The 25,422-nt window shown below is 70.0% G+C and carries 19 protein-coding genes; 13 read left to right on the plus strand and 6 right to left on the minus strand.

All coding sequences use genetic code 11. The features are described from left to right. Nucleotides 1-36 precede the first annotated feature (36 nt). From ACZ5VQ_RS39815 to ACZ5VQ_RS39825, 3 genes are all read left to right on the plus strand, one after another. Nucleotides 37-888 (plus strand): GNAT family N-acetyltransferase, encoded by an 852-nt coding sequence (locus tag ACZ5VQ_RS39815; RefSeq protein WP_469109276.1) that lies wholly within the window; start codon nucleotides 37-39, stop codon nucleotides 886-888. Between the two features lie 57 nt (nucleotides 889-945). Next, nucleotides 946-2,904: an IucA/IucC family protein gene (locus ACZ5VQ_RS39820; protein WP_469109277.1), complete on the plus strand. Its 1,959-nt coding sequence runs from the start codon at nucleotides 946-948 to the stop codon at nucleotides 2,902-2,904. A gap of 124 nt (nucleotides 2,905-3,028) precedes the next feature. After that, nucleotides 3,029-5,041, plus strand: coding sequence for an ATP-dependent DNA helicase (locus ACZ5VQ_RS39825; RefSeq protein WP_469109278.1), 2,013 nt, complete (start codon nucleotides 3,029-3,031; stop codon nucleotides 5,039-5,041). A 116-nt stretch (nucleotides 5,042-5,157) separates the two neighbouring features. On the opposite strand, the gene lexA is transcribed toward ACZ5VQ_RS39825, so the two are convergent. Next, complete coding sequence (gene lexA, locus ACZ5VQ_RS39830) at nucleotides 5,158-5,937, minus strand: transcriptional repressor LexA (RefSeq protein WP_362079322.1); 780 nt, start codon at nucleotides 5,935-5,937, stop codon at nucleotides 5,158-5,160. A gap of 521 nt (nucleotides 5,938-6,458) precedes the next feature. On the opposite strand from lexA, the gene nrdR reads away from it, so the two are divergent. Continuing rightward, on the plus strand, nucleotides 6,459-7,010 hold the full coding sequence (nrdR, locus tag ACZ5VQ_RS39835; protein WP_469109279.1) for a transcriptional regulator NrdR: 552 nt from the start codon (nucleotides 6,459-6,461) through the stop codon (nucleotides 7,008-7,010). A 148-nt stretch (nucleotides 7,011-7,158) separates the two neighbouring features. Continuing rightward, nucleotides 7,159-10,053, plus strand: coding sequence for a vitamin B12-dependent ribonucleotide reductase (locus ACZ5VQ_RS39840; protein WP_469109280.1), 2,895 nt, complete (start codon nucleotides 7,159-7,161; stop codon nucleotides 10,051-10,053). Nucleotides 10,054-10,141: 88 nt separating this feature from the next. On the opposite strand, the gene ACZ5VQ_RS39845 is transcribed toward ACZ5VQ_RS39840, so the two are convergent. Continuing rightward, on the minus strand, nucleotides 10,142-10,675 hold the full coding sequence (locus ACZ5VQ_RS39845; RefSeq protein ID WP_469109281.1) for a TerD family protein: 534 nt from the start codon (nucleotides 10,673-10,675) through the stop codon (nucleotides 10,142-10,144). Between the two features lie 154 nt (nucleotides 10,676-10,829). On the opposite strand from ACZ5VQ_RS39845, the gene ACZ5VQ_RS39850 reads away from it, so the two are divergent. The 4 genes from ACZ5VQ_RS39850 (at nucleotide 10,830) to ACZ5VQ_RS39865 (ending at nucleotide 15,275) form a co-directional block, all read left to right on the plus strand. After that, nucleotides 10,830-11,435, plus strand: a complete 606-nt coding sequence (locus ACZ5VQ_RS39850) for a YdbC family protein (RefSeq protein ID WP_055617265.1) — start codon at nucleotides 10,830-10,832, stop codon at nucleotides 11,433-11,435. A gap of 82 nt (nucleotides 11,436-11,517) precedes the next feature. Beyond that, complete coding sequence (locus ACZ5VQ_RS39855) at nucleotides 11,518-12,177, plus strand: histidine phosphatase family protein (protein ID WP_200395492.1); 660 nt, start codon at nucleotides 11,518-11,520, stop codon at nucleotides 12,175-12,177. Between the two features lie 12 nt (nucleotides 12,178-12,189). Then, on the plus strand, nucleotides 12,190-13,101 hold the full coding sequence (locus ACZ5VQ_RS39860; RefSeq protein WP_469109282.1) for an ADP-ribosylglycohydrolase family protein: 912 nt from the start codon (nucleotides 12,190-12,192) through the stop codon (nucleotides 13,099-13,101). Nucleotides 13,102-13,475: 374 nt separating this feature from the next. After that, a complete protein-coding gene (locus ACZ5VQ_RS39865) occupies nucleotides 13,476-15,275 on the plus strand; it encodes a DUF4153 domain-containing protein (protein ID WP_469109283.1) in 1,800 nt (599 codons plus the stop codon). 178 nt (nucleotides 15,276-15,453) lie between these two features. Here the strand turns inward: ACZ5VQ_RS39865 and ACZ5VQ_RS39870 are convergent, their stop codons facing one another. Then, nucleotides 15,454-17,007, minus strand: a complete 1,554-nt coding sequence (locus tag ACZ5VQ_RS39870) for an MFS transporter (RefSeq protein WP_469109284.1) — start codon at nucleotides 17,005-17,007, stop codon at nucleotides 15,454-15,456. A 204-nt stretch (nucleotides 17,008-17,211) separates the two neighbouring features. Between ACZ5VQ_RS39870 and ACZ5VQ_RS39875 the strand changes: the two genes are divergently transcribed. The 3 genes from ACZ5VQ_RS39875 to ACZ5VQ_RS39885 all read left to right on the plus strand — a co-directional run bounded on the left by ACZ5VQ_RS39875 (nucleotide 17,212) and on the right by ACZ5VQ_RS39885 (nucleotide 19,328). Beyond that, the gene (locus ACZ5VQ_RS39875) at nucleotides 17,212-17,835 is read left to right on the plus strand and encodes a TetR/AcrR family transcriptional regulator (protein WP_469109285.1); all 624 of its coding nucleotides are present in this window, start codon (nucleotides 17,212-17,214) and stop codon (nucleotides 17,833-17,835) included. A gap of 93 nt (nucleotides 17,836-17,928) precedes the next feature. Beyond that, a complete protein-coding gene (locus ACZ5VQ_RS39880) occupies nucleotides 17,929-18,630 on the plus strand; it encodes a ribonuclease HII (RefSeq protein WP_469109286.1) in 702 nt (233 codons plus the stop codon). Nucleotides 18,631-18,698: 68 nt separating this feature from the next. Continuing rightward, nucleotides 18,699-19,328 (plus strand): hypothetical protein, encoded by a 630-nt coding sequence (locus tag ACZ5VQ_RS39885; RefSeq protein WP_469109287.1) that lies wholly within the window; start codon nucleotides 18,699-18,701, stop codon nucleotides 19,326-19,328. A 605-nt stretch (nucleotides 19,329-19,933) separates the two neighbouring features. Here ACZ5VQ_RS39885 and ACZ5VQ_RS39890 read toward each other — a convergent pair. The 3 genes from ACZ5VQ_RS39890 to ACZ5VQ_RS39900 form a co-directional block, all read right to left on the minus strand. Beyond that, complete coding sequence (locus tag ACZ5VQ_RS39890; protein WP_469109288.1) at nucleotides 19,934-20,560, minus strand: hypothetical protein; 627 nt, start codon at nucleotides 20,558-20,560, stop codon at nucleotides 19,934-19,936. A 223-nt stretch (nucleotides 20,561-20,783) separates the two neighbouring features. Continuing rightward, nucleotides 20,784-22,946, minus strand: a complete 2,163-nt coding sequence (locus ACZ5VQ_RS39895; RefSeq protein ID WP_469109289.1) for a RecQ family ATP-dependent DNA helicase — start codon at nucleotides 22,944-22,946, stop codon at nucleotides 20,784-20,786. Between the two features lie 28 nt (nucleotides 22,947-22,974). Next, nucleotides 22,975-23,214, minus strand: coding sequence for a hypothetical protein (locus ACZ5VQ_RS39900; protein ID WP_469109354.1), 240 nt, complete (start codon nucleotides 23,212-23,214; stop codon nucleotides 22,975-22,977). Between ACZ5VQ_RS39900 and ACZ5VQ_RS39905 the strand changes: the two genes are divergently transcribed. Continuing rightward, nucleotides 23,125-24,906, plus strand: coding sequence for a DUF4192 domain-containing protein (locus ACZ5VQ_RS39905; protein ID WP_469109350.1), 1,782 nt, complete (start codon nucleotides 23,125-23,127; stop codon nucleotides 24,904-24,906). The two genes, ACZ5VQ_RS39900 and ACZ5VQ_RS39905, sit on opposite strands and share 90 nt — an antisense overlap. The last annotated feature ends 516 nt before the right edge of the window (nucleotides 24,907-25,422 follow it).

Below are 25,422 nucleotides of genomic sequence, written 5' to 3' on the forward strand. Positions count from 1 at the left end.
ACATGACCCACCCCGTCTCCTGAGAGGAGCGTCGCCGTGCCTCCCACCGATGCGAGCACCGACGCCGGTACCGCCCCCCACACCACCGCCGGCAGCGACACGGGTCCCGGTGCGGACACCGAGGACACCCTCGATCTGCGCCTGCCCGACGAATTCCTCGCCTTCTTCGCAGAGAAGGCCGGGGAAGCGAAGGCCGAGGCGGCCGGGGGAGCCGCGGAACGGGCAGAGCGGAACGGCGGGGGCCGGAACACGGTGGACACGGCGCGGGGCTCGGCGCCGGGCACAGCGTGGCCCGCCCCGGTCGCCCCGGCCGGAGACGACTTGCTCGACCGCGTCGGTGACTGGGGGCCGATCGCCACCGCCGCGGGCGTCTTCCATCTGGCCCCCGTACACCTCGACCGAGACCTCCCGCTCATCAGCCGCTGGATGAACGACCCTGCGGTGGCCGCTTTCTGGGAGCTCTCCGGACCCGGGACGGCGACCGAGGACCACCTGCGTGCCCAGCTCGGCGGCGACGGACGCAGCGTCCCCTGTCTCGGCGTGCTGGACGGCACGCCGATGAGCTACTGGGAGATCTACCGGGCGGACCTCGATCCCCTGGCCCGCCACTATCCCGCCCGCCTTCACGACACCGGTATCCACCTCCTCATCGGCGGTGTCGCCAATCGTGGGCGTGGACTCGGCACGACTCTGCTCAGAGCCGTCTCCGACCTCGTCCTCGACCGTCGTCCCTCATGCGCACGCGTCATCGCTGAACCCGACCTCCGCAACATCCCCTCCGTGTCCGCCTTTCTCAGTGCCGGCTTCCGGTTCTCCGCCGAGGTCGATCTGCCCGACAAGAAGGCAGCCCTCATGGTCCGGGACCGGGCCCTGCGCGATCTGTTGTAGCGCCGTCACTTTTAGTACACCGCTCGCCCCGATCAGGTTCCCAGTCGAGGAGTCCCCGTGCCGAACCCGTCCGCCGCCCCGACTCCCGGAGAGCCGTCGTGGCTCTACGACCCGCCCGAACTGAGCCCGGAGCGATGGGAAAGAGCGGGGCGCCGCCTGCTCGCCAAGATGATCGGGGAGTTCGCGCACGAGGAGATCCTGGTACCCGAGGCGGACGGGAACCACGCAGGTGCTGCGGCGCCAGCCACCTGCCCTCCCAAGGCCATGGCACCGGTCGGAGCCCCGGACCCCAGAGGAGACGATTCGCCGCCCGCCGCAGGCGCCGATGACGAGCGTTCGTACACCCTCCGCCTCGACGCCGGCGGCATCGTCGGCTTCCGTGCCCGCCGCGGCGCGTACGACAGCTGGCAGGTCGATCCCGCTTCACTCACCTTGACCGAGGCAGCCGCAGCGACCAGCGAGACCCCGGGACCGGAACCCTCGCGCCGCTACACCGACCCCCTCGACTTCCTCACCCGCGCCCGCGCCACCCTCGGGCTCGACGGCGCCACCCTCGGCCACGTCATCAGAGAACTGACCACCACACTCGCGGCGGACGCGCGCCTCGACCACACAGCGTTGCCCGCCGCCCGGCTCGCCGATCTCGGATACGCCGAGCTGGAAGGCCATCAGACGGGCCACCCCTGGATCGTCCTCAACAAAGGCCGCCTTGGCTTCTCCGCCACGGACGCCGCCCACTGGGCACCCGAGGGCCGCAGAGGGACGGCCCTGCCGTGGATCGCGGTGCACACCTCACTGGCCACCTACCGGGGCGTCGCGGGCCTGGAGACCGCCGACGAGCTCTATGCGCGCGAGCTCGATCCCGCCACCAGGGAGTCCTACGCCGTCGCACTACGCGCGCGTGGGCTCACGCCGGAGTCGTATCTCTACCTGCCCGTGCACCCCTGGCAGTGGAACGACGTCGTGCTGCCGCTCTTCGCGCCCTCCGTCGCCGTCGGCGCCATCGTTCCGCTGCCCCCGGACGCCGATTTACGCCTGCCCCAGCAGTCGGTCCGTACCTTCCTCAACACCTCACGCCCGGACCGGCACACCGTCAAACTGCCGCTGTCCGTCCTCAACACCCTGGTGTGGCGCGGCCTACCGACGGAACGCACTCTCGCGGCACCCGCCGTCACCGCCTGGATGCACGGCCTGCGCGACGCGGACCCCTTCCTGCGCGACACCTGCGGCGTCATCCTCCTCGGCGAGGTCGCGTCCGTCACCGTCGGGCACCCCGTGTACGACACGCTGCCGGAGGTCCCGTACCAGTACAAGGAGTTGCTGGGCGCGATCTGGCGCGAGCCGCTCGCCCGCCATCTGGCGCCCGGCGAACGCGCCCGCACCCTGGCCGCTGTCCTGCACACCGATCCTGACGGCCGAGCCTTCACGGCCGAGCTCGTCGAGCGCTCGGGCCTGGCCCCGCGGGTCTGGCTGCGCCGTCTCTTCGCCGCGTTGCTGCCGCCCCTGCTGCACTTCCTCTACCGCTACGGCACTGTGTTCAGCCCACACGGCGAGAACGCGATCGTTGTCTTCGACGACCACGACGTACCCGTCCGGCTCGCGGTGAAGGACTTCGTGGACGACGTGAACGTCAGCGCCGAGCGGCTGCCCGAGCACGCCTCCATGCCGGACGACGTACGGGCCGTTCTGCTCACGGAACCGGCCGCTTTCCTCACGCAGTTCATCCACTCCGGGCTCTTCGTCGGGGTCTTTCGCTACCTGGCACCGCTCTGCGAGGCGCAACTGGGTGTTCCGGAGGCCGAGTTCTGGTCGCTCGTACGGGCGGAGATCCTCCGTCACCACAGGCTCTTCCCGGAGCTCAAGGAGCGTTACGAAACGTTCGACCTGCTCACTCCGCGTATCGAGAGGCTGTGCCTCAACCGCAACCGGCTGCACCTGGACGGCTACCGTGACCGCCCCCAGCGCCCGCACGCCGCCGTGCACGGCACCGTTCCGAACCCGCTGCACCAGCCGTGATCACCGACGACGTGACCGACCCCGTCACCGACCCCGTCACCGACCGTGCACCCGTCTTGATCGCGTCCCTCGGCCCGGCCTTGATCGACCGGTTGTCAGTGCGGCCCCGTAGGGTGGTCGGGCTATGACAGAGCCCTCACTCCCCGAACTCCTGCATGCCGCCGTCACAGCCGTCGGCGGTACGGAGCGCCCTGGCCAGGTGACCATGGCCGAAGCCGTCGAGCAGGCCATCGACGACGGCTCCCATCTGCTGGTCCAGGCCGGCACGGGTACCGGAAAGTCGCTCGGATACCTGGTGCCCGCGCTCGCGCACGGGGAGCGGGTCGTCGTGGCGACGGCCACCCTGGCGCTCCAGCGCCAGCTCGTGGAGCGGGACCTGCCGCGCACGGTGGACGCGCTGCATCCACTGCTGCGCCGCCGCCCCGAGTTCGCGATGCTCAAGGGCCGGTCGAACTACATGTGCCTGCACCGCCTCCATGAAGGCGTTCCGCAGGACGAGGAGGAGGGCCTCTTCGACCAGTTCGAGGCGGCCGCTCCCACCAGCAAGCTGGGCCAGGACCTGCTGCGGATGCGGGACTGGGCGGACGAGACCGAGACGGGCGACCGTGACGATCTCACCCCGGGTGTCTCGGACCGTGCCTGGTCACAGATCTCGGTGTCCTCCAGGGAGTGCCTCGGCGCCTCGAAGTGTGCCTACGGAGCGGAGTGCTTCGCCGAGATGGCCCGCGAGCGCGCCAAGCTCGCCGAGGTCGTCGTCACCAACCACGCCCTCCTCGCGATCGACGCCATCGAAGGCGCCCCGGTCCTCCCGCAGCACGAGGTGCTGATCGTGGACGAGGCGCACGAGCTGGTCTCCCGCGTCACCGGAGTCGCGACCGGCGAGCTCACCCCGGGCCAGGTCAACCGCGCCGTGCGCCGCGTCTCGAAGCTCGTGAACGAGAAGGCGGCCGACCAGCTCCAGACAGCCGCCGAGGGCTTCGAGCGTCTGATGGAGCTCGCTCCGCCCGGCCGCCTGGAGGAGGTCCCCGAGGATCTCGGGTACGCGCTGATGGCCCTGCGGGACGCCGCGCGTACGGTCATCTCGGCGATCGGAGCGACCCGCGACAAGTCCGTCAGCGACGAGGACGCGGTCCGTAAACAGGCCCTCGCCTCAGTGGAGTCGGTCCACGACGTGGCGGAGCGGATCACGAACGGCTCGGAGTGGGACGTCGTCTGGTACGAGCGGCACGACCGCTTCGGCGCCTCCCTGCGAGTCGCCCCGATGTCCGTGTCGGGCCTGCTGCGCGAGAAGCTCTTCACGGATCGCTCCGTCGTCCTGGCCTCGGCCACGCTCAAGCTCGGCGGCGACTTCAACGGCGTGGGCGCCTCACTGGGCCTGGCCCCGGAAGGCATCGAGGGTGAGGACATCCCGCCCTGGAAGGGCATCGACGTCGGTTCGCCCTTCGACTACGGCAAGCAGGGCATCCTGTACGTCGCGAAACACCTCGCGCGCCCCGCGCGTGACAGTGACCGCGGGGACATGCTCGACGAGCTCACCGAGCTGATCCAGGCCGCCGGCGGTCGCACGCTCGGCCTGTTCTCCTCGATGCGGGCAGCCCAGCTCGCCGCGGAGGAACTGCGCTCCCGCATCCCGGAGTTCCCCATCCTGCTCCAGGGCGAGGAGACGCTCGGCGAGCTGATCAAGAACTTCGCGGCGGACCCGAAGACCTGCCTCTTCGGCACACTCTCGCTCTGGCAGGGCGTGGACGTCCCGGGCGCCAGCTGCCAGCTGGTCGTCATGGACAAGATCCCTTTTCCTCGCCCCGACGACCCGCTGATGAGCGCCCGCCAGAAGGCGGTCGAGGACGCCGGGGGCAACGGCTTCATGGCCGTCGCGGCCACCCATGCGGCCTTGCTGATGGCCCAGGGCGCCGGCCGTCTCGTACGGGCGACGGGGGACCGCGGTGTGGTCGCCGTGCTGGACCAGCGGCTCGCCACGGCTCGGTACGGCAGCTATCTGAAGGCGTCACTGCCCGAGTTCTGGTTCACCACGGACCGTAACCAGGTGCGAAGGTCCCTGGCCGCCATCGACGAGGTGGCGAAGAAGGCGGAACAAGACACACAGGGCACAGAAGAGGCCAAGGCAGAAGAGGGGTAGACGTCAGTGGCCTGCCCCCGGCCTCAGCCGGGGGAAGGCCACTGACGTGCGCAACCGGGGACAGCACAGGGCCCCGGAACCGGCGCAGGGGTCCCGGGGCCCGGTCAGGGGCGGAGTCAGATCCGCCGCAGCACCGCCACGACCTTGCCGAGGATGGTGGCCTCGTCGCCGGGGATCGGCTGGTACGCGGAGTTGTGCGGGAGCAGCCAGACGTGGCCGTCCTCGCGCTTGAAGCGCTTGACCGTGGCCTCGCCGTCCAGCATGGCCGCCACGATGTCGCCGTTCTCCGCGACCGGCTGGCGGCGGACCGTCACCCAGTCTCCGTCACAGATCGCGGCCTCGATCATCGAGTCTCCGACGACCTTCAGGACGAACAGCTCGCCGTCACCCACCAGCTGCCGGGGCAGCGGGAACACGTCCTCGACCGACTCCTCGGCGAGGATCGGGCCACCGGCGGCGATCCGGCCGACCAGCGGGACGTACGACGCGGCCGGCTTGCCCGCCGTGTCGGTGGGCTGCGCGCTGGACTGGTCGGACCCCCGGACCTCGTAGGCCCGCGGTCGGTGCGGGTCGCGGCGCAGGAAGCCCTTGCGCTCCAGTGCCATCAGCTGGTGTGCGACCGAGGACGTGCTGGAGAGGCCCACGGCCTGTCCGATCTCCCGCATCGACGGCGGGTATCCGCGCCGCTGCACAGAGTCCCTGATGACCTCGATCACCCGGCGCTGCCGGTCGGTGAGTCCGGAGCTGTCCGCCCGGATACCTGGAGGTCGGCCCGGCAGGGAGCGTGTGGGCTTGGGCCCCTCCTGGTTCACTTCATTCATGGCATGCACCGGCTCAAATCGGCCCTGGGAGCGGTCCTGGGCAGTGATGGTGGCACTGTCTGCGGTGGTGGTCACGTCGGCCCCTCTCGTTCGTCTCCCTGCTGGACAACGGTAGTTGCTTTCGAAAGGTTGCGCCAAACACACGTTCGAGTGAAAAAGTGTGGATGGCCTGACGTGATCACGTGTCTGGGTGTATGGCTAACGCTGCACCGGGCGGACAAAAGCGCTCATTGCTGTACTCTTCACCGCCGGGGCGATGGCCTTGTGGGCCGGAGCGGGGCGAGGGCCAGTCTGCCACCAGGTGTCCCGTCGGCCGGGAACCGGCCCCCTGCCCCTGTGGCGCCCACCGTATCCCCGTACGCCTCTCACGGGTATGGCCGTGCGGCACATGCCAATACGGGTCCGACACGCGCGCCGGGTGCGAATTTACGAGCCAATCCCCACATCTAGTGGTTGGATTGCAACAGCAGCCCAGAAGTTGTGGTCCCCCGGTCTTCCGGACCCATGGTCATCGCCTATGCTGGGGGCTGCTTCGAGGGGCTCAAGGGCCCTGTCGAGGCTATTGAGTCGTGCTTGTGAAGGAGGGTTGGAGTCCGATGCACTGCCCCTTCTGCAGGCACCCCGACAGCCGTGTCGTCGACAGCCGTACGACGGACGACGGTACGTCGATCCGCAGGCGCCGCCAGTGTCCCGACTGCTCCCGTCGTTTCACGACCGTGGAGACGTGCTCGCTCATGGTGGTCAAGCGGTCCGGAGTCACCGAGCCCTTCAGTCGTACCAAGGTCATCAACGGCGTGCGCAAGGCGTGCCAGGGAAGGCCTGTCACGGAGGACGCACTCGCTCAGCTCGGCCAGCGGGTCGAGGAGGCGGTGCGGGCCACCGGAAGCGCCGAACTGACCACCCACGACGTGGGACTGGCCATACTCGGCCCCTTGCAGGAGCTCGACCTCGTCGCCTATCTGCGCTTCGCGTCCGTGTACCGGGCGTTCGACTCGCTGGAGGACTTCGAGGCCGCCATCACTGAACTCAGGGAAGAGACGCAGCCCCCCGCCGCGGCCGACGAAGACGCGGGCGAGGGGTGCCAGGGAATCGACCGCGGGTCCGGAGTGACTGTAGAAGTCCCCGTGCCCGCCAGCGCCGCCGACTGACGAGAGGGGCCGGCCCGGCCCGGACGGCGGCGACCACAGACCTGTTGCGAGCGGACGCGTACGCGGAGCTCGTGGCATTCAGACACACACCGTGCCACGGGAAGAACGAGGCACTTCTGGGCGTTTTAGCCCGATACAGGGAGGCGGCATGACAGAGACGGCGAGCGGTCCGGCACGGAGTTCCCGAGCCAAGGGGACGAAGGCGAACAAGGGACTGCGCATCGAGCGGATCCACACGACCCCGGGGGTGCACCCGTACGACGAGGTCGAGTGGGCGAGCCGTGACGTCGTCATGACCAACTGGCGCGACGGCTCGGTCAATTTCGAGCAGCGTGGCGTCGAGTTCCCCGCCGAGTGGGCGGTGAACGCGGTCAACATCGTCACCAGCAAGTACTTCCGCGGCGCTGTGGGCACCCCGCAGCGCGAGGTGAGCCTCAAGCAGCTCATCGACCGCATCGTGAAGACGTACCGGAAGGCCGGCGAGGACAACAAGTACTTCGCCTCGCCCGCCGACGCCGAGATCTTCGAGCACGAGCTGGCCTACGCCCTCCTGCACCAGATCTTCAGCTTCAACAGCCCGGTGTGGTTCAACGTCGGTACGCCCCAGCCCCAGCAGGTCTCCGCCTGCTTCATCCTGGCCGTCGACGACTCCATGGAGTCGATCCTCGACTGGTACAAGGAAGAGGGAATGATCTTCAAGGGTGGCTCGGGCGCCGGCCTGAACCTCTCCCGTATCCGTTCCTCCAAGGAACTGCTCTCCTCGGGCGGCAACGCCTCGGGTCCCGTCTCCTTCATGCGCGGTGCCGACGCCTCCGCAGGAACGATCAAGTCGGGCGGCGCCACCCGCCGCGCGGCCAAGATGGTCATCCTCGACGTCGACCACCCCGACATCGAGGGCTTCATCGAGACCAAGGTGAAGGAAGAGGAGAAGATCCGTGCCCTTCGGGACGCGGGCTTCGACATGGACCTGGGCGGCGACGACATCACGTCCGTCCAGTACCAGAACGCCAACAACTCGGTCCGCGTGAACGACGAGTTCATGAAGGCCGTGGAGAACGGCGACAAGTTCGGCCTGCGCGCCCGTATGACCGGCGAGGTCATCGAGGAGGTCGACGCCAAGGAGCTCTTCCGCAAGATGGCCGAGGCGGCCTGGGCCTGCGCCGACCCCGGCATCCAGTACGACGACACCATCAACGCCTGGCACACCTGCCCGGAGTCCGGCCGGATCAACGGCTCGAACCCGTGCAGCGAGTACATGCACCTGGACAACACGTCCTGCAACCTCGCCTCGCTGAACCTGATGAAGTTCCTGAAGGACGACGGCCTGGGCCACCAGTCCTTCGAGGTCGAGCGCTTCTCGCAGGTCGTCGAGCTGGTCATCACCGCGATGGACATCTCCATCTGCTTCGCTGACTTCCCGACGCAGAAGATCGGCGAGAACACCCGCGCCTTCCGCCAGCTGGGCATCGGCTACGCCAACCTCGGCGCCCTCCTGATGGCGACCGGCCACGCGTACGACTCCGACGGCGGCCGCTCCCTCGCCGGCGCCATCACCTCGCTGATGACCGGCACCTCGTACAAGCGCTCCGCGGAACTCGCCGCGGTCGTCGGCCCGTACGACGGCTACGCCCGCAACGCGCAGCCGCACCAGCGCGTCATGAAGCAGCACTCCGACGCCAACGCCGTGGCGGTCCGCGTGGACGACCTGGACTCGCCGGTCTGGGCCGCCGCCACGGAGGCCTGGCAGGACGTGCTGCGCCTCGGCGAGAAGAACGGCTTCCGCAACGCGCAGGCCTCGGTCATCGCCCCGACCGGCACCATCGGTCTCGCGATGTCCTGCGACACCACCGGCCTTGAGCCCGACCTCGCGCTGGTCAAGTTCAAGAAGCTGGTCGGCGGCGGCTCGATGCAGATCGTCAACGGCACCGTCCCGCAGGCCCTGCGCCGCCTGGGCTACCAGGAGGAGCAGATCGAGGCGATCGTCGCCCACATCGCCGACCACGGCAATGTCGTCGACGCCCCGGGCCTCAAGCACGAGCACTACGAGGTCTTCGACTGCGCCATGGGCGAGCGCTCCATCTCCGCGATGGGCCACGTCCGCATGATGGCCGCGATCCAGCCGTGGATCTCCGGCGCGCTCTCCAAGACGGTCAACCTGCCGGAGACGGCGACCGTCGAGGACGTCGAAGAGGTCTACTTCGAGGCGTGGAAGATGGGCGTCAAGGCGCTCGCGATCTACCGCGACAACTGCAAGGTCGGCCAGCCTCTCTCCGCGAAGACCAAGGAGAAGGAGAAGGTCGAGGTCACGGCCAAGGCCGAGGAGACCATCCGTACCGCGGTCGAGAAGGTCGTCGAGTACCGCCCGGTCCGCAAGCGTCTCCCCAAGGGACGTCCCGGCATCACCACCTCCTTCACGGTGGGCGGCGCCGAGGGCTACATGACCGCCAACTCCTACCCGGACGACGGTCTCGGCGAGGTCTTCCTGAAGATGTCCAAGCAAGGCTCCACCCTCGCGGGCATGATGGACGCCTTCTCGATCGCCGTCTCCGTAGGCCTGCAGTACGGCGTGCCCCTGGAGACGTACGTCTCGAAGTTCACCAACATGCGCTTCGAGCCGGCCGGTATGACGGACGACCCGGACGTGCGGATGGCGCAGTCGATCGTCGACTACATCTTCCGCCGCCTGGCGCTCGACTTCCTGCCCTTCGAGACGCGCTCCGCGCTCGGCATCCACTCCGCCGACGAGCGTCAGCGTCACCTGGAGACGGGCTCGTACGAGCCGACCGACGAAGAGCTGGACGTCGAGGGTCTCGCCCAGTCCGCGCCCCGCGCTCAGGAACTGAAGGCTGTCGCCGCGCCGAAGGCCGTGGTCGAGGCGGCCAAGCCCGCCCCTCAGCAGGCCCACACCAGCGCCGAACTGGTGGAGATGCAGCTGGGTATCCAGGCGGACGCCCCCCTGTGCTTCTCCTGCGGTACGAAGATGCAGCGGGCCGGCTCCTGCTACATCTGCGAGGGCTGCGGCTCTACCAGCGGCTGCAGCTGATCCGCACCGGCAGTTGATCCACATACCGTGAGGGGCGGTACGGCCACCGGCCGTACCGCCCCTTCGGCGTGCGTGAGTGCGTTGCGGGTCAGGACTCCTGGGGGCTGCCCATGATCCTGGCGAAGGTCGCCGGGTCGGCGTCGAAGCCGCGGATGTCCGATCGGAAGGTCCACTCTCCGGAGTCGTCGCGCACGAAGTCCGCGACTGTCGTGGCCGTCGACCCCAGAACGCTGCCGAAATCACCCTCGGCCAGGACGTTGTAGCCCTCGCGGATCCGCAGGCCCGGGTTGTGCACGCCGACGAAGGTGGACCGTCCGGAGCGCTGCTGGATGGCGACGCCGACGACCACGCGCGCGTACCGCTTGTCGAGGCGGGTGAGCTCCAGGGTCATCACCTCGTCCCAGCCGAAGCCCTTGCCGTCCTTGCTGTCCCGGTTGAGATAGATCGTGCCGTCCGGTGAGCGGCTGTCGAAGTGCACTACGTAGTCAGGGTTTTTGTGTGTGTCGGTCGCGAGGTAGGTGGCGGCGACGATGTCGAGATCGGTGGCCGGTTCGCCTGTGGGACTGGGATCCCATTTCACCGAGATCTCGACCTTGTTGATGCCCTTGTTGAGGCCGTTCACCGGTTCTCCCCTCGTGGTCACCCTGTGTCGGGCGCCTCAACTGCCTGGCAGGTGAGGCGTGTTGCCCATCGTGCCACGCGCATGGGGGCGCACGGGCGGCCGCAGTCCGCCCGAGCGTGACCGACGCCACGTTCCTGGGCCGTACGATGGCGCGGTGCTGGTCAAGTGGATTCGCTGCACCGTGGTGGACCGCCGCGGTTTTGAACGGGGGCAGCGGAAATGGGCGGGACTTCTGGGGGAGCCGGGTTTCCGGGGGCAGGGCGGGGGCTGGAGCCGGGGAAGGCCCGGGGTGGCCCACATCTTCGCCTTCTGGGAGAGCCGTGCCTTCTACGACTCCTTCATGGCGCGCTCCCATGACCGGCTGGCCGCTGCCCAGTCGGGCACCTTCAAGGACGCGCAGAGCAAACTCTTCGATCACCGTTTCGACGTGAAGACCGGCTTCGAGCCGCGCTTCACGGAGACCGATCTGGTCCGGGTGGCGCACTGTCGCGTCCACGAGGAGCGCGCCGAGCACTTCGCGCTGATGCAGGAGAAGGTGTGGAACCCGGCGATGGCCGGCTCGCCCGGAATGGTGAGGGGTCTGTTCGGCGAGGCGCCCGGCCACGAGTTCCTGGTCCTGTCCATGTGGCAGTCGGCCGCCGAGCACGGCAAATACCGGGCCGAGCGGGTGGAGCGGCTCGCCCTGCGGGCCCAGCTGGAGGCCGACGTCGCGGCGCTCACGGGCGACATCGTCCAGTTGGAACCGTCCTGGACGGTCTGAGACGCGCGCGATTCATGTGACCTGTGCCGTATAGAGCCCGTACGAGTGCTCGATCGGGCGTAACTCGATCTAGGGTTTCGGTATGGCACGTCCACGGCGCATCGTCCTTGTCCGGCACGGCGAGTCGGTGGGCAATGCCGATGACTCGGTGTACGAACGTGAACCCGACCACGCCCTGGCGCTCACCGAGAAGGGGTGGCGGCAGGCGGAGGAGACGGGCACACGCATCCGAGAGGTCCTCGGCGACGAGCGCGTAAGCGTTTACGTCTCCCCGTACCGCCGCACGCACGAGACCTTCCGGGCCTTCCACCTCGACCCGGGGAAGGTACGCGTACGCGAGGAGCCGCGGCTGCGCGAACAGGACTGGGGAAACTGGCAGGACCGGGACGACGTACGGCTGCAGAAGGCGTACCGCGACGCGTACGGGCACTTCTTCTACCGCTTCGCGCAGGGCGAGTCCGGCGCCGACGTGTACGACCGGGTCGGCGGCTTCCTGGAGAGCCTCTTCCGGAGCTTCGAGGCCCCCGATCACCCGCCGAACGTGCTCCTCGTGACCCACGGCCTCGCCATGCGGCTGTTCTGCATGCGCTGGTTCCACTGGACGGTCGCGGAATTCGAGTCGCTGTCGAACCCGGGGAACGCGGAGGTGCGCATGCTCGTTCTCGGGGAGGACGGCAAGTACACCCTCGACCGTCCTTTCGAACGCTGGCGTGATCCGGAACCGTACGGAGTCACCGGATAGAGTGGCAGGGCGATGACCGCTGACTCCTCTCCCGATTGGCGCCTGGACCGCGCCCTGGCCAGCCTGCGCGGACTCGCGGTCGGGGACGCGCTGGGCTCGCAGTTCTTCGTGCCCGCGAACTATCCGCTGCTCAAGCGCCGCGGGCTGCCGCCCGGCCCCTGGCAGTGGACCGACGACACGGAAATGGCCTCCTCCGTAGTGGCCACTCTGGCCGTCCACCGCCGCATCGATCAGGACGCGCTGGCCCGCTCCTTCGCCGAGCACCACGACTTCGACCGCGGTTACGGACCAGCGGTCAACCGGCTGTTGCGGCAGGTCCGGGAAGGCGGCGACTGGCGCGAGCTGGCCTCGGCCCTGTTCAAGGGACAGGGCTCGTGGGGGAACGGCGCGGCGATGCGGATCGCTCCCCTGGGCGCCTGGTACGCGGACGATCCGGAGCAGGCCACGCACCAGGCCGAGATCTCGGCCTACCCCACGCACCAGCACCGCGAAGCCGTGGTCGGCGCCATGGCCGTGGCCGCGGCGGCCGCGCTGACCGCCGCGCCGGGCGGTCCACCGAGCCCCGGGGCGCTGCTCGACGGCGTCATCGCCCTGGTGCCGCGCAGTGCGGTGGAGGCCGGTCTGCGGCGCGCCCGGGACATGCTCGACTACGGCGACACGACGACCGTTGCCGCGGTCCTCGGCTGCGGGCGGCGTACGACCGCGCACGACACCGTGCCGTTCGCCCTCTGGTCGGCGGCGCGGGCCCTCGGTGACTACGAAGAGGGCTTCTGGGCGACCGCCCAGGTCGGCGGCGACATGGACACGACCTGCGCCATCGTCGGAGGCGTCGTGGCCGCGGGGAAGGCCGGGGCGCCGCCCGCGGAGTGGGTGGAGCGGACCGAGGCGGTTCCGGAGTGGCTGTCGGCGAAAGTCGCTGGTTGAGGCCGGAAGCGGGGGCCGCAGGTTAGCCGGCGGCGAGGGTCGTGGGCCAAGGCTGTGGATGAGGGCTGCGGGGCAGGGCTTGCGTTCGGCTGTCGGCGTGGGCGCCGGGCCTGCTCGTTCCCTCCCGCCCCATGCGTCTGTCACTGTCACAGCACTGCCACAGAGAGCCTGTGACCGGCTGCGCCGCGTGTCCCACGGTTAGCCTTTCCGCCACGCCGCCCGTTGATCATCACGGGCGTGCGCCGACGAGACACCGGTCCCTGGGCTTCCGCGGCAGCCACGAGCCGCGCTGCCCGGACCGGTCGGGAGGGGGTCCCGTGTCCGACACGCCGTCCGAGGCCGAGCCGAGAGGGTCGGCCTCGAAGGATTCAGGGGTGAAGCCCGGCACCGATGCCGAGGAGCCCGAAGCGCCGGAGGCGACCGAGGTGCCGGAGGCGCCCGCGGACGAGGTGCCCGCGGCCCGCACCGGTTCAGTCGGGGCTGGTTCGAGTGGGTCCGGTTCGCGCGGGACGGATTCGGGCGGGACGGATTCGGGCGGGACGGATTCGGGCGGGACGGATTCGGGCGGGACGGATTCGGGCGGGACGGATTCGGGCGGGACCGATTCCAGGAAACGCAGCGTCGCCACGCGAGACGTCGACCGGCAGGGCGCCGACGATGAAGAGGGCGAAGAGTGGGACGGCCCCGTAGTCGAGTCCTGGTTCGCCGGCGTCCAGGCGGAGCGCCCGGCCCCCATCAGCAACGCGACGCTCTGGGCCGCCCTTGCGACCGGGGTACTCAGCATGCTCCTGCTCGGCGACGGCCTGGCCCTCAACCTCCTGCTGGTGGCGATACCGGCCGCGCTCGGCGCGTCCTACGCGGCTCAGGCAGCGGGCCGGCGACCGCACCGCTGGACACTGGTGTGGGGCGTGGGAGGGCTTGCCCTGCTGAGCGTGCCGGCGCTTCGCGACGCCGACTGGCCGTCGTTCCTCGCCGTCGTGGCCGCCGTGGCGGCGGGCTCGCTCGCCCTGCACGGCGGTCGCACCTGGACAGGGGTGCTGTTCGGCCCGATCGGTCTCTACACCTCGCTGGTCACCGGTCCCCTCTGGGGCTGGAGCGGCCTGCGGGAGCGGTCCGGTGGTGCCCGGGGCAACCTGGGCCCGGTGGTCCGCGCGCTCGCCGTCGCCGTGGTCCTGCTGGTGGTCTTCGGCGCGCTCTTCGCCGGGGCGGACGCCGCCTTCGCGGACCTTCTAAGCGGTCTCGTGCCGGACGCGTCGGTTTCGGGAGGGCCCTGGCACGCCGTCCTGTTCGTGATCGGCGTGGTCGGGGCGCTGGTGGTGGCCCACACGGCCGCCGCACCCGTTCAGTGGGACCGCGTCGAGGTTCCGGCGGGCCGCCCTCGCGGACGCGTCGAGTGGGCGCTGCCCCTGATCGTGCTCGCCGCGCTCTTCGCGGTCTTCAACGCTGTCCAGCTCGCCGTCCTGTTCGGCGGATACGACGCCGTGCTGGACAAGACCGGCCAGACGTACGCCGAGTACGCGCGCCAGGGCTTCTGGCAGCTGCTGCTGGTCACGCTCCTCACCCTGCTCGTCATCGTCTTCGCCCTGCGCTGGGCCCCTCGTGACAGCTCCGGCGACTGGACGCTGGTGCGTGCCGTCCTCGGAACGCTGTGCGTCCTCGCGCTCGTCGTCGTGGCCTCGGCGGTGCGGCGCATGGACATGTACGTGGAGGCGTACGGGCTGACGCGACTGAGGATCTCCGTGGTCAGCGTGGAGCTCTGGCTCGGTCTGGTCATCGTGCTCATCATGGCGGCCGGCGTCTGGGGCGCCCGCTGGCTGCCGCGTGCGGTCCTGGCGAGCGCCGCCGCGGGGGTGCTCGCCTTCGGGCTGGTGTCGCCGGACGCCCTGATCGCCGAGCGCAACGTCCAGCGGTACGAGGCGAAGGGCTCGTTCGACCTCGACTACGCGCGCGGGCTGTCCGCCGACGCCGCACCGGCTCTCGACAAACTTGACGAGCCGCTGCGTTCCTGTGCTCTGCAGTCCATCGCGCTGGGCCTGGCGGGGGCGGACGAGTCCTGGTACGCCACCAGTCTGGGGGAGGCGCGCGCCCGGGACATCCTCGACCGACGGCCGCTGTCCCCCGACGTCGACTGGAGCGTGTGCAACCGACTGGGCACCGAGCTGGCGTACCGCTGAGAGGGGTCGCGCACGGACCCTGCGTACCAGCCTGCGAGGAATCCTCGTTGACAGGCCCGTACGAACAGGGATGTTCGGTCTCCGATCCGTGCGAGCAGTGATCCACGACGTCGGACGCGTACGAACGACAAGGCCGGGCCGCCGTCCTGGGGACGGCGGCCCGGCCTTGTCGTGTCGCTCAGCCCGCGGCGGGTCCGGCCCCTGCCGTGCCCGCCAGGGCGTCGAGGTCGCTCTTGCGGACCCGGATCACCAACGCGGCGACGGCCAGGGCGAGCACCGCCATCGCGACGGCCGGGATGAAGGCCGTGGAGATCCCCTGGGACAGCACCTCGTGGCTCCAGGGAGCAGGCAGCTGCTGGGTCTTGGCGAACTCCGCCTTCTGTTCGGCCGAGGCGGTGGCCATGAAGTCCGCTACCTGCTTCTCCGCCTCGTCACGGCTGGCCGTGCCGAAGACCGTGGTCAGGATGGAGAGGCCGAGCGAACCGCCCACCTGCTGCGTGGCGTTGAGCAGGCCGGATGCCGCTCCCGCCTCGTGCACGGCGACCCCGGAGACCGCTGTCAGGGTCAGCGTCACGAAGTTCAGACCCATGCCGAAGGCGAACAGCAGCATCGGACCGAGCACCCCGCCGACGTACGTACTCCCGGGGTCCATGAAGGTCAGCCAGCCGAGCCCGAGTGCGACGAGGGCCGAGCCGACGATCATGAACGGCTTCGGGCCGAGCACCGGCAGGAACCGCTGCGACAGACCCGCACCGACGGCGATCGCGACCGTCACGGGGAGGAAGGCCAGGCCTGCCTCGATCGGCGTGTAGCTCAACACGTTCTGCACGAAGAGAACGATGAAGAAGAACATGCCGAACATCGCCGCGGCCAGGCTCAACATGATCACGTACGTACCGGAGCGGTTGCGGTCGGCGAACATCCGCAGCGGTGTGATCGGTTCCTTCGCCCGGGACTCGACCAGCGCGAAGGCGGCCAGTAGGACCACAGCCGCGCCGAAGGACCCGATGGTGAGGCTGTCACGCCAGCCCTCTTCCGCGGCCCGGATGAAGCCGTAGACGAGCGAAGCCATACCGGCCGTCGAGGTCAGCGCGCCCGCGATGTCGAAGCGCCCCGGATGCCGTTCGGACTCGCTGATGTAGAGCGGCGCGAGCACGGCGATCAGCACACCGATGGGTACGTTGACGAAGAGCACCCAGCGCCAGTCGAGCCACTCGGTGAGCATGCCGCCGGCCAGCAGACCGATCGCGCCGCCGCCTGCCGAGACCGCGGCGAAGACTCCGAACGCCCTGTTGCGCTCGGGCCCTTCGGGAAACGTCGTGGTGATCAGTGCCAGCGAGGTCGGTGACGCGATCGCCCCACCGACACCCTGGAGGGCGCGTGCGGCCAGCAACTGCCAGGGCTCCTGGGCGAATCCGCCGAGCAGCGAGGCAAGCGTGAAGAGCAGGATGCCGGTCATGAAGACCCGGCGACGGCCGAGGATGTCACCGGCCCGGCCGCCGAGCAGCAGCAGACCGCCGAAGGTGAGTGTGTACGCGCTGACGACCCAGGTGAGGTCGGTGGTGGAGAACTCGAGCGCGTTTTGAATGTGCGGGAGGGCTATGTTCACAATCGTCGCGTCGAGTACCACCATGAGTTGGCAGGCCGCGATGACGGTGAGCGCGATGCCGGGATGCCCCTCCCGGCGGGCCGCTCCTGGCTTCGGTTCCTTGGTCAATGGAGAGGTTGTCACTATCAAGTCCCCCACGAGTGCCTTAGTGAACGCTCGCGTTCACTGCCGCGTCAAACGGTAGTGAGTCCCCGACAGTGAACGCAAGCGTTCACTGAAGTCGCTGCCGCTTTGCGTTACTTGACCGCTTGCGGACCCCCGGTCCGCACGGCACGTCTGCACGCGCGTGCGTGCGTGCCGCTTGCCCGCTCAGACGGAGACACGCTCATGGTTACTTCGAGTTGGACGGCCGCCTCCGCTCAGGCGGCCTCCCCGCGCCGCCGTGGTGCCGTACTCGAACGTGCGATCCTCGAAGCCGCGCTGGATCAGCTCAGTACGGTCGGCTGGAACGGACTCACGATGGAGGGCGTCGCCGCCGGCGCCCAGACCGGCAAGGCCGCGGTCTACCGCCGCTGGCCGTCGAAGGAGGATCTGGTCGCGGACGCACTCCAGGCGGGGCTGCCGCCGTTCGAGGACGTGCCCGACATGGGGAGCGTGCGGGACGACCTGCTGGAGCTGTGCCGCCGCGCGCGCGAGGCGATGTTCTCGCGCCCCGGGTTCGCACTGCGCTCGGTGATTCACGAATGTGACGCATCGCAGGCCCAGCGCTTCCAGGAGGTGATCTTCGGAGGTGCCGTGGAGCCGACCATCCGGCTGCTCGGTGAGGTCGTCGACCGTGGAATCCAGCGGGGAGAGGTGCGGCCCGACGCGGCGAACTCGTATGTCTTCGACGTCATTCCGGCGATGATGATGTACCGGTCCAAGGTGTGCGCGAGCGAATGGAGCGAGCGGGACATCGAGGAGATGATCGACCGGCTCATGGTTCCGCTGCTGCGGCCGACGAGTGAGTGAGCGGTCTCTGTGACCGTGGGGCCGGAGCGCCGAGGTTGCCTGGGGAAACCTGGGTGTCGCGTGGGGTTCCGAGCGGCGTAGGCTGAGGGCGCCATGCCGTACGAACCACCAACCCACACTGTCGAGCGCTCCCTGCGCGCCACGACCGGAGCGAAGGTCATCGCCGGTGTCGACGAGGTGGGCCGAGGCGCCTGGGCCGGCCCGGTCACCGTCTGCGCGGCGATCACGGGCCTGCGCCGCCCGCCCGAAGGCCTCACCGACTCCAAACTCCTGACCGTCAAGAGGCGCACCGCGCTCGCCGAGATACTGGCGAACTGGGTGACGTCGTACGCCCTCGGGCACGCCTCTCCGGAGGAGATCGACGACATGGGGATGACGGCTGCGCTGCGACTGGCCGCCTGCCGTGCCCTCGAAGCCCTGCCGGTGCGTCCCGACGCGGTCATCCTCGACGGGAAGCACGACTACCTCGGGGATCCCTGGCGGGTCCGTACGGTGATCAAGGGCGACCAGTCCTGCGTCGCCGTCGCGGCGGCCTCGGTGATCGCCAAGGTGCAGCGCGACAAAATGATGGCCGAACTGGGTATCGACCATGCAGACTTCGGTTTTGCGGCCAACGCCGGGTATCCGTCACCGGTACACAAGGCCGCGCTGGAGATGCGGGGCCCCACCCCGTACCACCGGATGACGTGGGCGTATCTTGATGCGCTGCCCCAGTGGCGGCACCTCAAGAAGGTCCGCAGCTGGGCGGATGGAAGCGTTCCGGAGATCGAAGGGCAGCTCGGCTTCGATTTCTGACGGTTCCGCTCGCACTCATGTGCCACCCGCCGAGGCGACTCGCACCGGCGTTTGATAAAAATCAGCTCATGCCTCTCATTCCCGAGGAGCCTCAGATTCACGAGAGTGCCCAGGGTCCCCGCGCCACTCCGGCCGCCGGCCGTACCGCGCCGACCCCCCGTCCCGTACCCGGACCCCGTCCCGCGGCTCCGCCGCGTCCTGGCCGTCCGGGTCCTGTCCGGCCTGCGCCGCCGGTGCAACGCACGCCGCGCGACACGGCCGTGGCCAAGCCGGGGCCATCCGCCCCGGCGGCCCCCACCGCCCCCTCGACTCCGCAGATCCAGCTGATCCCGGCCTCGGCCGAGGGCGCGCTGGACGCGGCCGAGGAAGCGGTCGACCTGCTCCTTGACTCGGGCCGCGTCCCCGGTGAGGTTCTGGTGATCACCACCGGCGAACCGCACCCGTGGGCCGCGCACGAGCTCTCGTTCGGCGAGGCCGCCTACTGGGCCCAGCACGACGCGGGAGACGACGTCTTCTACGCCGACGCGTCCGCCCTCGGTCGTGCCGCGTCCCGGCCCGTGGTCGTCGTCGCCGTGAACGGCGGAGCCGACGCCACTGCCGCCACCGCCCTGCCGCTGGCTCTCGGCCGAGCCGGCACCCTGCTGATCGTCTGCGGGGATCCGCAGCAGATCAACTCGGTGCTGGGCGCGGGGGTCTGAGACCCCCGTTCTTCTGGGGGTACTCGGGGGGTGGAGTGCCACTGCGGCCCAGGCTGCGGTGGCATGAGCACGGCGGACGGTTCGACGTGTGCCGGTACGGGGGGACGTGCCGGCCGCCGCGGCGCGGCTGTCAGGGGCTGCGTGGTCGGCGGGGCCGTTCGGCGTTGTTGTCGCACGTGTACGAGCACCGCGCGTGTACGAGCGCGCCGTGTGTGTACGAGCGCGCCGCGTGTGTACGAGGGGACCGTGCGGGTTCGAGGGTGTGTGTGGGCGCCTCGGTGTCGTCACTTGGGTGAGCTCTTGTACGGGGTGCCCCTCCCGTGCGCGCTGAGCCCTTGTATGCGCTGAAGGTCTGTACGTGTTGAGGGTTTGTACGTGTGCCCTTGTGCGGGTTCGGGGCACCGGGTTGGCCTCTGCCTCGCGGTCTTCGGTTCCCTTGCAGTCTTCTGCAGTCTTCGGCCGACCGGTGTTGTGGCCGTCTGCCCGTCCTGCCTCAGCGAGGCCGGTGGTCCTCCGTGGCTACGCGGCGGTCGGTGGGGCCAGTGCTGAGGGTCTGCCGGACGAACGGCCGACCAGTGCCGCGTGCGGCGGTCGCGGGCTCCGCCTCAGCGGGCCGCCGCGCGGCGCAGCACCTCCGAGGCCGAGCCACCGGTGCGTGGCTGAATGGCCTCGACCGCGGCGAGGGCGTCCAGGGACTCCGGCTTCGAGTCCGCGCTCGGCCGACGTCCGCCGCGTCCTTCGCCGAGAACCTGCCAGCCCCCACGCGTCAGCGTGATGTACGCCCCGCAACGCAGCCCGTGCAGCGTGCAGGCGTCCCGCAACCCCCACATCCACGCCCCGTCCTCCTCCGTCCATCGCCCGTCGCCCTCACGGCAGTAGAGCAGGACGGCCGTACGCACCGGGGTGCGGCGCCGCAGGTCGTGCGGGATGACCCGGCGCAGCTGCGCGAGCAGCGCGTTGCGGAACATCCAGCCGTCCGCAGGGGCCGGCCGCCGGACGAACGAGGCGCTGGCCCTGAGCCGTTCGTCCGGATCGAGGACGGCGACGATCGCGGTGTCCGGCCCGGGCCGATGCCGGGAGTGCAGCCCGCTGACGATTTCCCGGGGATTGCGCAGCAGCGGAATCCCCGCGGCGGCCCATTCGGCGGGTTCGAGCATCCGGGCGAGTGAGTTGGCGGAAGTGGCGGACGTCGACATCGATGCCGCCGAGGACGGAGCGAATCCGAAGGTCACGGTCCTCCCTTCGGCTACGCGCCCATACAACGGGCGGGGGTCGGACTTGGGGGAGCGCACCGCGACACAGCCCGAACGGGCGGCCCTGAAAGGACCGCGCGGGGCGCGAGGCCAATTCTTCCTGTCGAACTTGGTTGCGGCAACGAGCAATTGGGGCCACCGACCGTTATCCGGTGATCCGCCTCATATATCCCTGCCCGTAACCTGCTCTGTCACGCCTGGATCACCCTTGCACGGCAAGGACCAGCGGCAACACCCCCTGTGCACCGGCCCGCCGGAGCAGACGTGCGGCCACCGCCAGTGTCCAGCCGGTCTCGGTCGAGTCGTCCACGAGCAGGACGGGTCCCTTGGCCTGGGCCAGCGTGTCGGCCAGACCGGGCGGCACCACGAGCGCCCCGTCGAGGGCCTTCAACCGCTGCGCGCTGTTGCTCCTGGAGACCTGCGCCGCCCCGGCTCCCGGGGCGTACTCGATGGAACCCAGCCGGGGCAGGCGTCCGACCTCGGCGATCCGGGCGCCCAGCGACTGGATCAGGCGCGGTCGGCCGTGCGAGGCCATGGTGACGACACCGACGGGGCGAGGCTGGGCGTCGGGGCTCCCCGAAGCCCAGCCGCCGGGACCCTTCGCCCAGTCGGCCAGCACACCGACCACGGCCTTCGCCACATCGTCCGGAACGGGCTCGTCAGGGGCCTGGGGCGAGAGCATCGGCCGCAGCCGGTTGCCCCAGCCGATGTCCGAGAGCCGTCCCAACGCCCGCCCGGACGCGGCCTGTTCACCGGCCGGAATGCGCCCCTTCAGGTCGACACCGACCGCAGGCAGGCCCGTCGGCCACATCTTCCGGGGCTCGACCTCGACACCCGCCCGGCCCAGCTCACCACGCGCGGAGTCCAGGGACGACGAGGACACGGCGTCGGTGAACCGGGGACCCGCGCACATGTCGCAGCGACCGCACGGAGTGGCTCCCTCGTCGTCCAGCTGGCGCCGCAGGAACTCCATCCGGCAGCCGGTCGTCGTCACGTAGTCGCGCATCGCCTGTTGCTCGGCCGCACGCTGTTTGGCGACCCAGGCATAGCGCTCGGTGTCGTACGTCCACGGGTCGCCCGTGGAGATCCAGCCGCCCTTGACGCGGTGCACCGCGCCGTCCACGTCCAGGACCTTGAGCATCGTCTCCAGACGTGACCTGCGCAGCTCCACCAAGGGTTCGAGCGCGGGCAGCGACAGCGGCCGACCGGCCTGGGCGAGGACGTCCAGGGTGCGCCGGACCTGCTCCTCCGGAGGAAAGGCGATCGACGCGAAGTACTGCCAGATCGCCTGGTCCTCCTTGCCCGGCAGGAGCAGCACCTCGGCATGTTCCACGCCGCGCCCCGCACGGCCGACCTGCTGGTAGTACGCGATGGGGGAGGACGGCGACCCCAGGTGCACCACGAACCCGAGGTCGGGCTTGTCGAATCCCATGCCCAGCGCCGACGTGGCCACGAGGGCCTTGACGCGGTTGGCGAGCAGATCCTCCTCGGCCTGCTGCCGGTCCGCGTTCTCCGTCTTCCCGGTGTACGAGGCCACTGTGTGCCCGCACTGGCGAAGGAACGCGGTGACCTCCTCGGCCGCGGCCACCGTGAGCGTGTAGATGATTCCGGAGCCGGGCAGCTCGCCCAGATGCTCGGCCAGCCAGGCCATCCGGTGTGCGGCGTCCGGCAGTTGCAGCACACCGAGGCTCAGGCTCTCCCGGTCCAGCGGGCCGCGCAGGACGAGAGCGTCCGTGCTGCCACCTGTGCCCAGCTGCTCGGCGACATCGGCCGTCACGCGCGCGTTGGCCGTGGCGGTGGTGGCGAGGACCGGGACGCCCGGCGGCAGATCCGCGAGCATCGTGCGCAGCCGACGGTAGTCCGGCCGGAAGTCGTGGCCCCAGTCGGAGATGCAGTGTGCTTCGTCGACCACGAGGAGGCCGGTCGCGGCGGCGAGCTTGGGCAGCACCTGATCGCGGAAGTCCGGATTGTTGAGCCGCTCGGGGCTCACCAGGAGGACGTCCACCTCGCCCGCGGCCACCTCGTCCTGGATCGTGTCCCATTCCTCGGTGTTGGACGAGTTGATGGTCCGCGCCCGGATGCCGGCGCGCGCGGCCGCCTCCACCTGGTTGCGCATGAGGGCCAGGAGCGGGGAGACGATGACGGTGGGACCCGCGCCCTGCTCCCTCAGCAGCGCCGTCGCCACGAAGTACACGGCGGACTTGCCCCAGCCGGTGCGCTGCACGACCAGGGCTCTGCGCTTGTCGGCCACCAGTGCCTCGATGGCGCGCCACTGGTCCTCGCGCAGCCGGGCGTCACCCGCCGGGGCGCCGACGAGGCGGGCGAGGACGATGTCGGCCGCGGTGCGCAGCTCTGCGTTGCTCATGACCCCATGCAACCCGATGGGTCGGACATCACGCGAATGAGGCGGTCAGCCTGTGGACAAGTTCTGACGTGATCATGGCCGTGGTTATCCACAGGTCAAAGCGGAACGCCGGGATCCGCGGGATGGTCACGGCATGACGAATCACAGCGAAGCAGCCGGGAATCTCGGCGACGGTGACATGAGCGGATGCGGCGAGCGTGGCGAGCGCGAGGGGTTGGAAGGGCAGGGCGAAGTCGGTGACGGACGTGGGGCAGGGCGTGGCGGGCATGGCTCAGCGCGTGGCGGACAGGGCTCAGAGCACGGTGTGGACAGTTCAGGTAGCGGTGGGCGCGGTTCGGCGAACGGAGTACATGGTTCGGGGAGCGGAGGGCACGGCTCGGGACCGGGTGCACGGGGTGTGGGCCGTGGAGGTGAGAGCCGTGTCGGCCCCGCACACGGCGCGTCCGGAGTCCCGTTCGCCGAGCATCAGGTCACACTCCGCACTCCCGCCGAACTGGCAGACGCGCTCCCATACCTGCTCGGATACCGGCCCGAGGACAGCATCGTGCTCGCCGCCCTGCACGACAGGGACGGGCGCGGCAGGTTCGGCGGACGGGCCCGGCTCGGCATCCCGGGCAACGCGGACGACTGGGCGTCCGTCGCCCGCCAGCTGACCGATGGACTAGTGAAGGGCAGCGAACGCAGGGGCGCGCTGCCCGAGAGCATGGTCGCCTTCCTCTGCCAGGACCCCAAGGACGGAGAGTCGGCCCGGGAAGTCATGGAACGACTGCGCCCACTCGCGCAGTTGCTGCGCACGGCCTGTGGTGCCCTGGACGTGCCCGTGATCGAGGCCCTGTGCATCTCGGACGGCCGCTTCTGGTCGTACTGCTGCCCCAGTGAGCAGTGCTGCCCGTCCGACGGGACACCCATGGGGCTGCCCGGCACGTCTGTGCTGGCCGCCGCAGCCACCTACGCCGGCCTTCAGATTCGGGGATCCCTGCGGGAGTTCAGGGCGAGGCTCATTCCGTGGGAGACCGCGGCCGCACTGGAGCAGGAGTCCGCGCTCAACGCGGTGAGCATGGCGCTGATCCCCCGAATCCTGGACGACGAGAGCCGCACAGCTGTGGCGACCGAGACCTTGGACCTGGCTCATCGGGTCATGCGCCGATTCGCCGACACCACGTCTGCGGCGGGTGCGCCGGGTGTTTCCGGTGTGTCTGCTGCATCTGCTGTGTCCGGTGCCGCAGGTGTGTCCGGCGCCCTGTCGGCGGATCTCCGGGACGACGAACTCCTGCGCCACGACGAGGCAGCCACCTTGATTCTCGGCCTCCAGGACCGTGCGACGCGCGACCGGGCGGCGGAGTGGATGGAGGGCGACGAGGCCGGCCCCGCCCTTCGTCTCTGGCGGGCTCTCGCCCGACGCTGTGTCGGCCCGTACGGCGAGCATGCCGCGGCGCCGCTCACCCTCGTGGGATGGGTCGCTTGGTCCTCCGGTGACGAGCTGGAGGCTCGCGAAGCCCTGGCAATGGCCCTCGGAGCGGATCCGGGATACCTGTTCGCCCGCCTTCTCCACCAGGCGTGCAACGAGGGACTGGACCCGGAGTCGATTCGCCGCTGCCTCCGCAAGGAACGTGTGGCTCGTGCCGACGCGGAGGTGATCGTGTCCTCGGAGTCCTCGGAGTCCTCGGAGCCCTCGGAGCCCACGGAGTCGCCGGTCGACGCCGGCGGACCGTCCGGGCCCGCCTCGACACCGTCGACCCGGGTGGCTTCCCGTCGCCGACGCAAGCCGCGATCGGCGGGGAGCGCGGTGAGCCGACCGGGTTCCCGGGCCTCAGGGACCGTGGGCGCACGCCGTCCCCGGGCCGGCGCCGGCGGCTCCGCGGCGTCGGAAGCACCCACCGGGGCAGGTGACGGTACGGGCGATGGTGCCCGGTCCCGACGAGGGGGCGGTCGGCATGGGGCAAAGCAAGGCGAGACATGAGGGTGGGGGAGCGGCGCCGAACGATTTGGCCGACTCGGTCCGGATGGTCGCCCTGGCTGCTGCGGGTGATGGCTTGGGGGCTGGCAGGGCTCGGGTTGGTGTGGGGGTCTGCCGGACTTGGGGGATGCGGAGTGGGGTGCGTGGTCGGGTCCCGGGAAGTGCGTCCGACCCGAGGCGTCGGCCGGAAGGCGCACGCGGTCCGAGCGGCCCGCCGAAGGCGAGTGGAGTGGCGCTCCGCGAGGCGGAGGGCGTTGCCCGGTTCCGGGCCGCCGGACGCGGCGAAGGCGACGAAGCGGTTGTTGTGCCACTCGCCCCCGTCGTTCTCTGCCTGCGGCCCTTCCCGGCCGGAGCTCCTGACCGGGACCTCCCGCAGGCGACAGCCGGTCGGCACATGTGCCACCCCCAGAGCGGGGTCCTCCGCGTATGCCGCCCCCAGACCGGCCTCGCTCCGGCTCTCGGCCGCACGTACCCAAGCGTGACGTCAGGGCAGCCCGCGCACGCACGCGCCCACCCCGC

The organism is Streptomyces sp. NPDC033178, assembly GCF_055577685.1.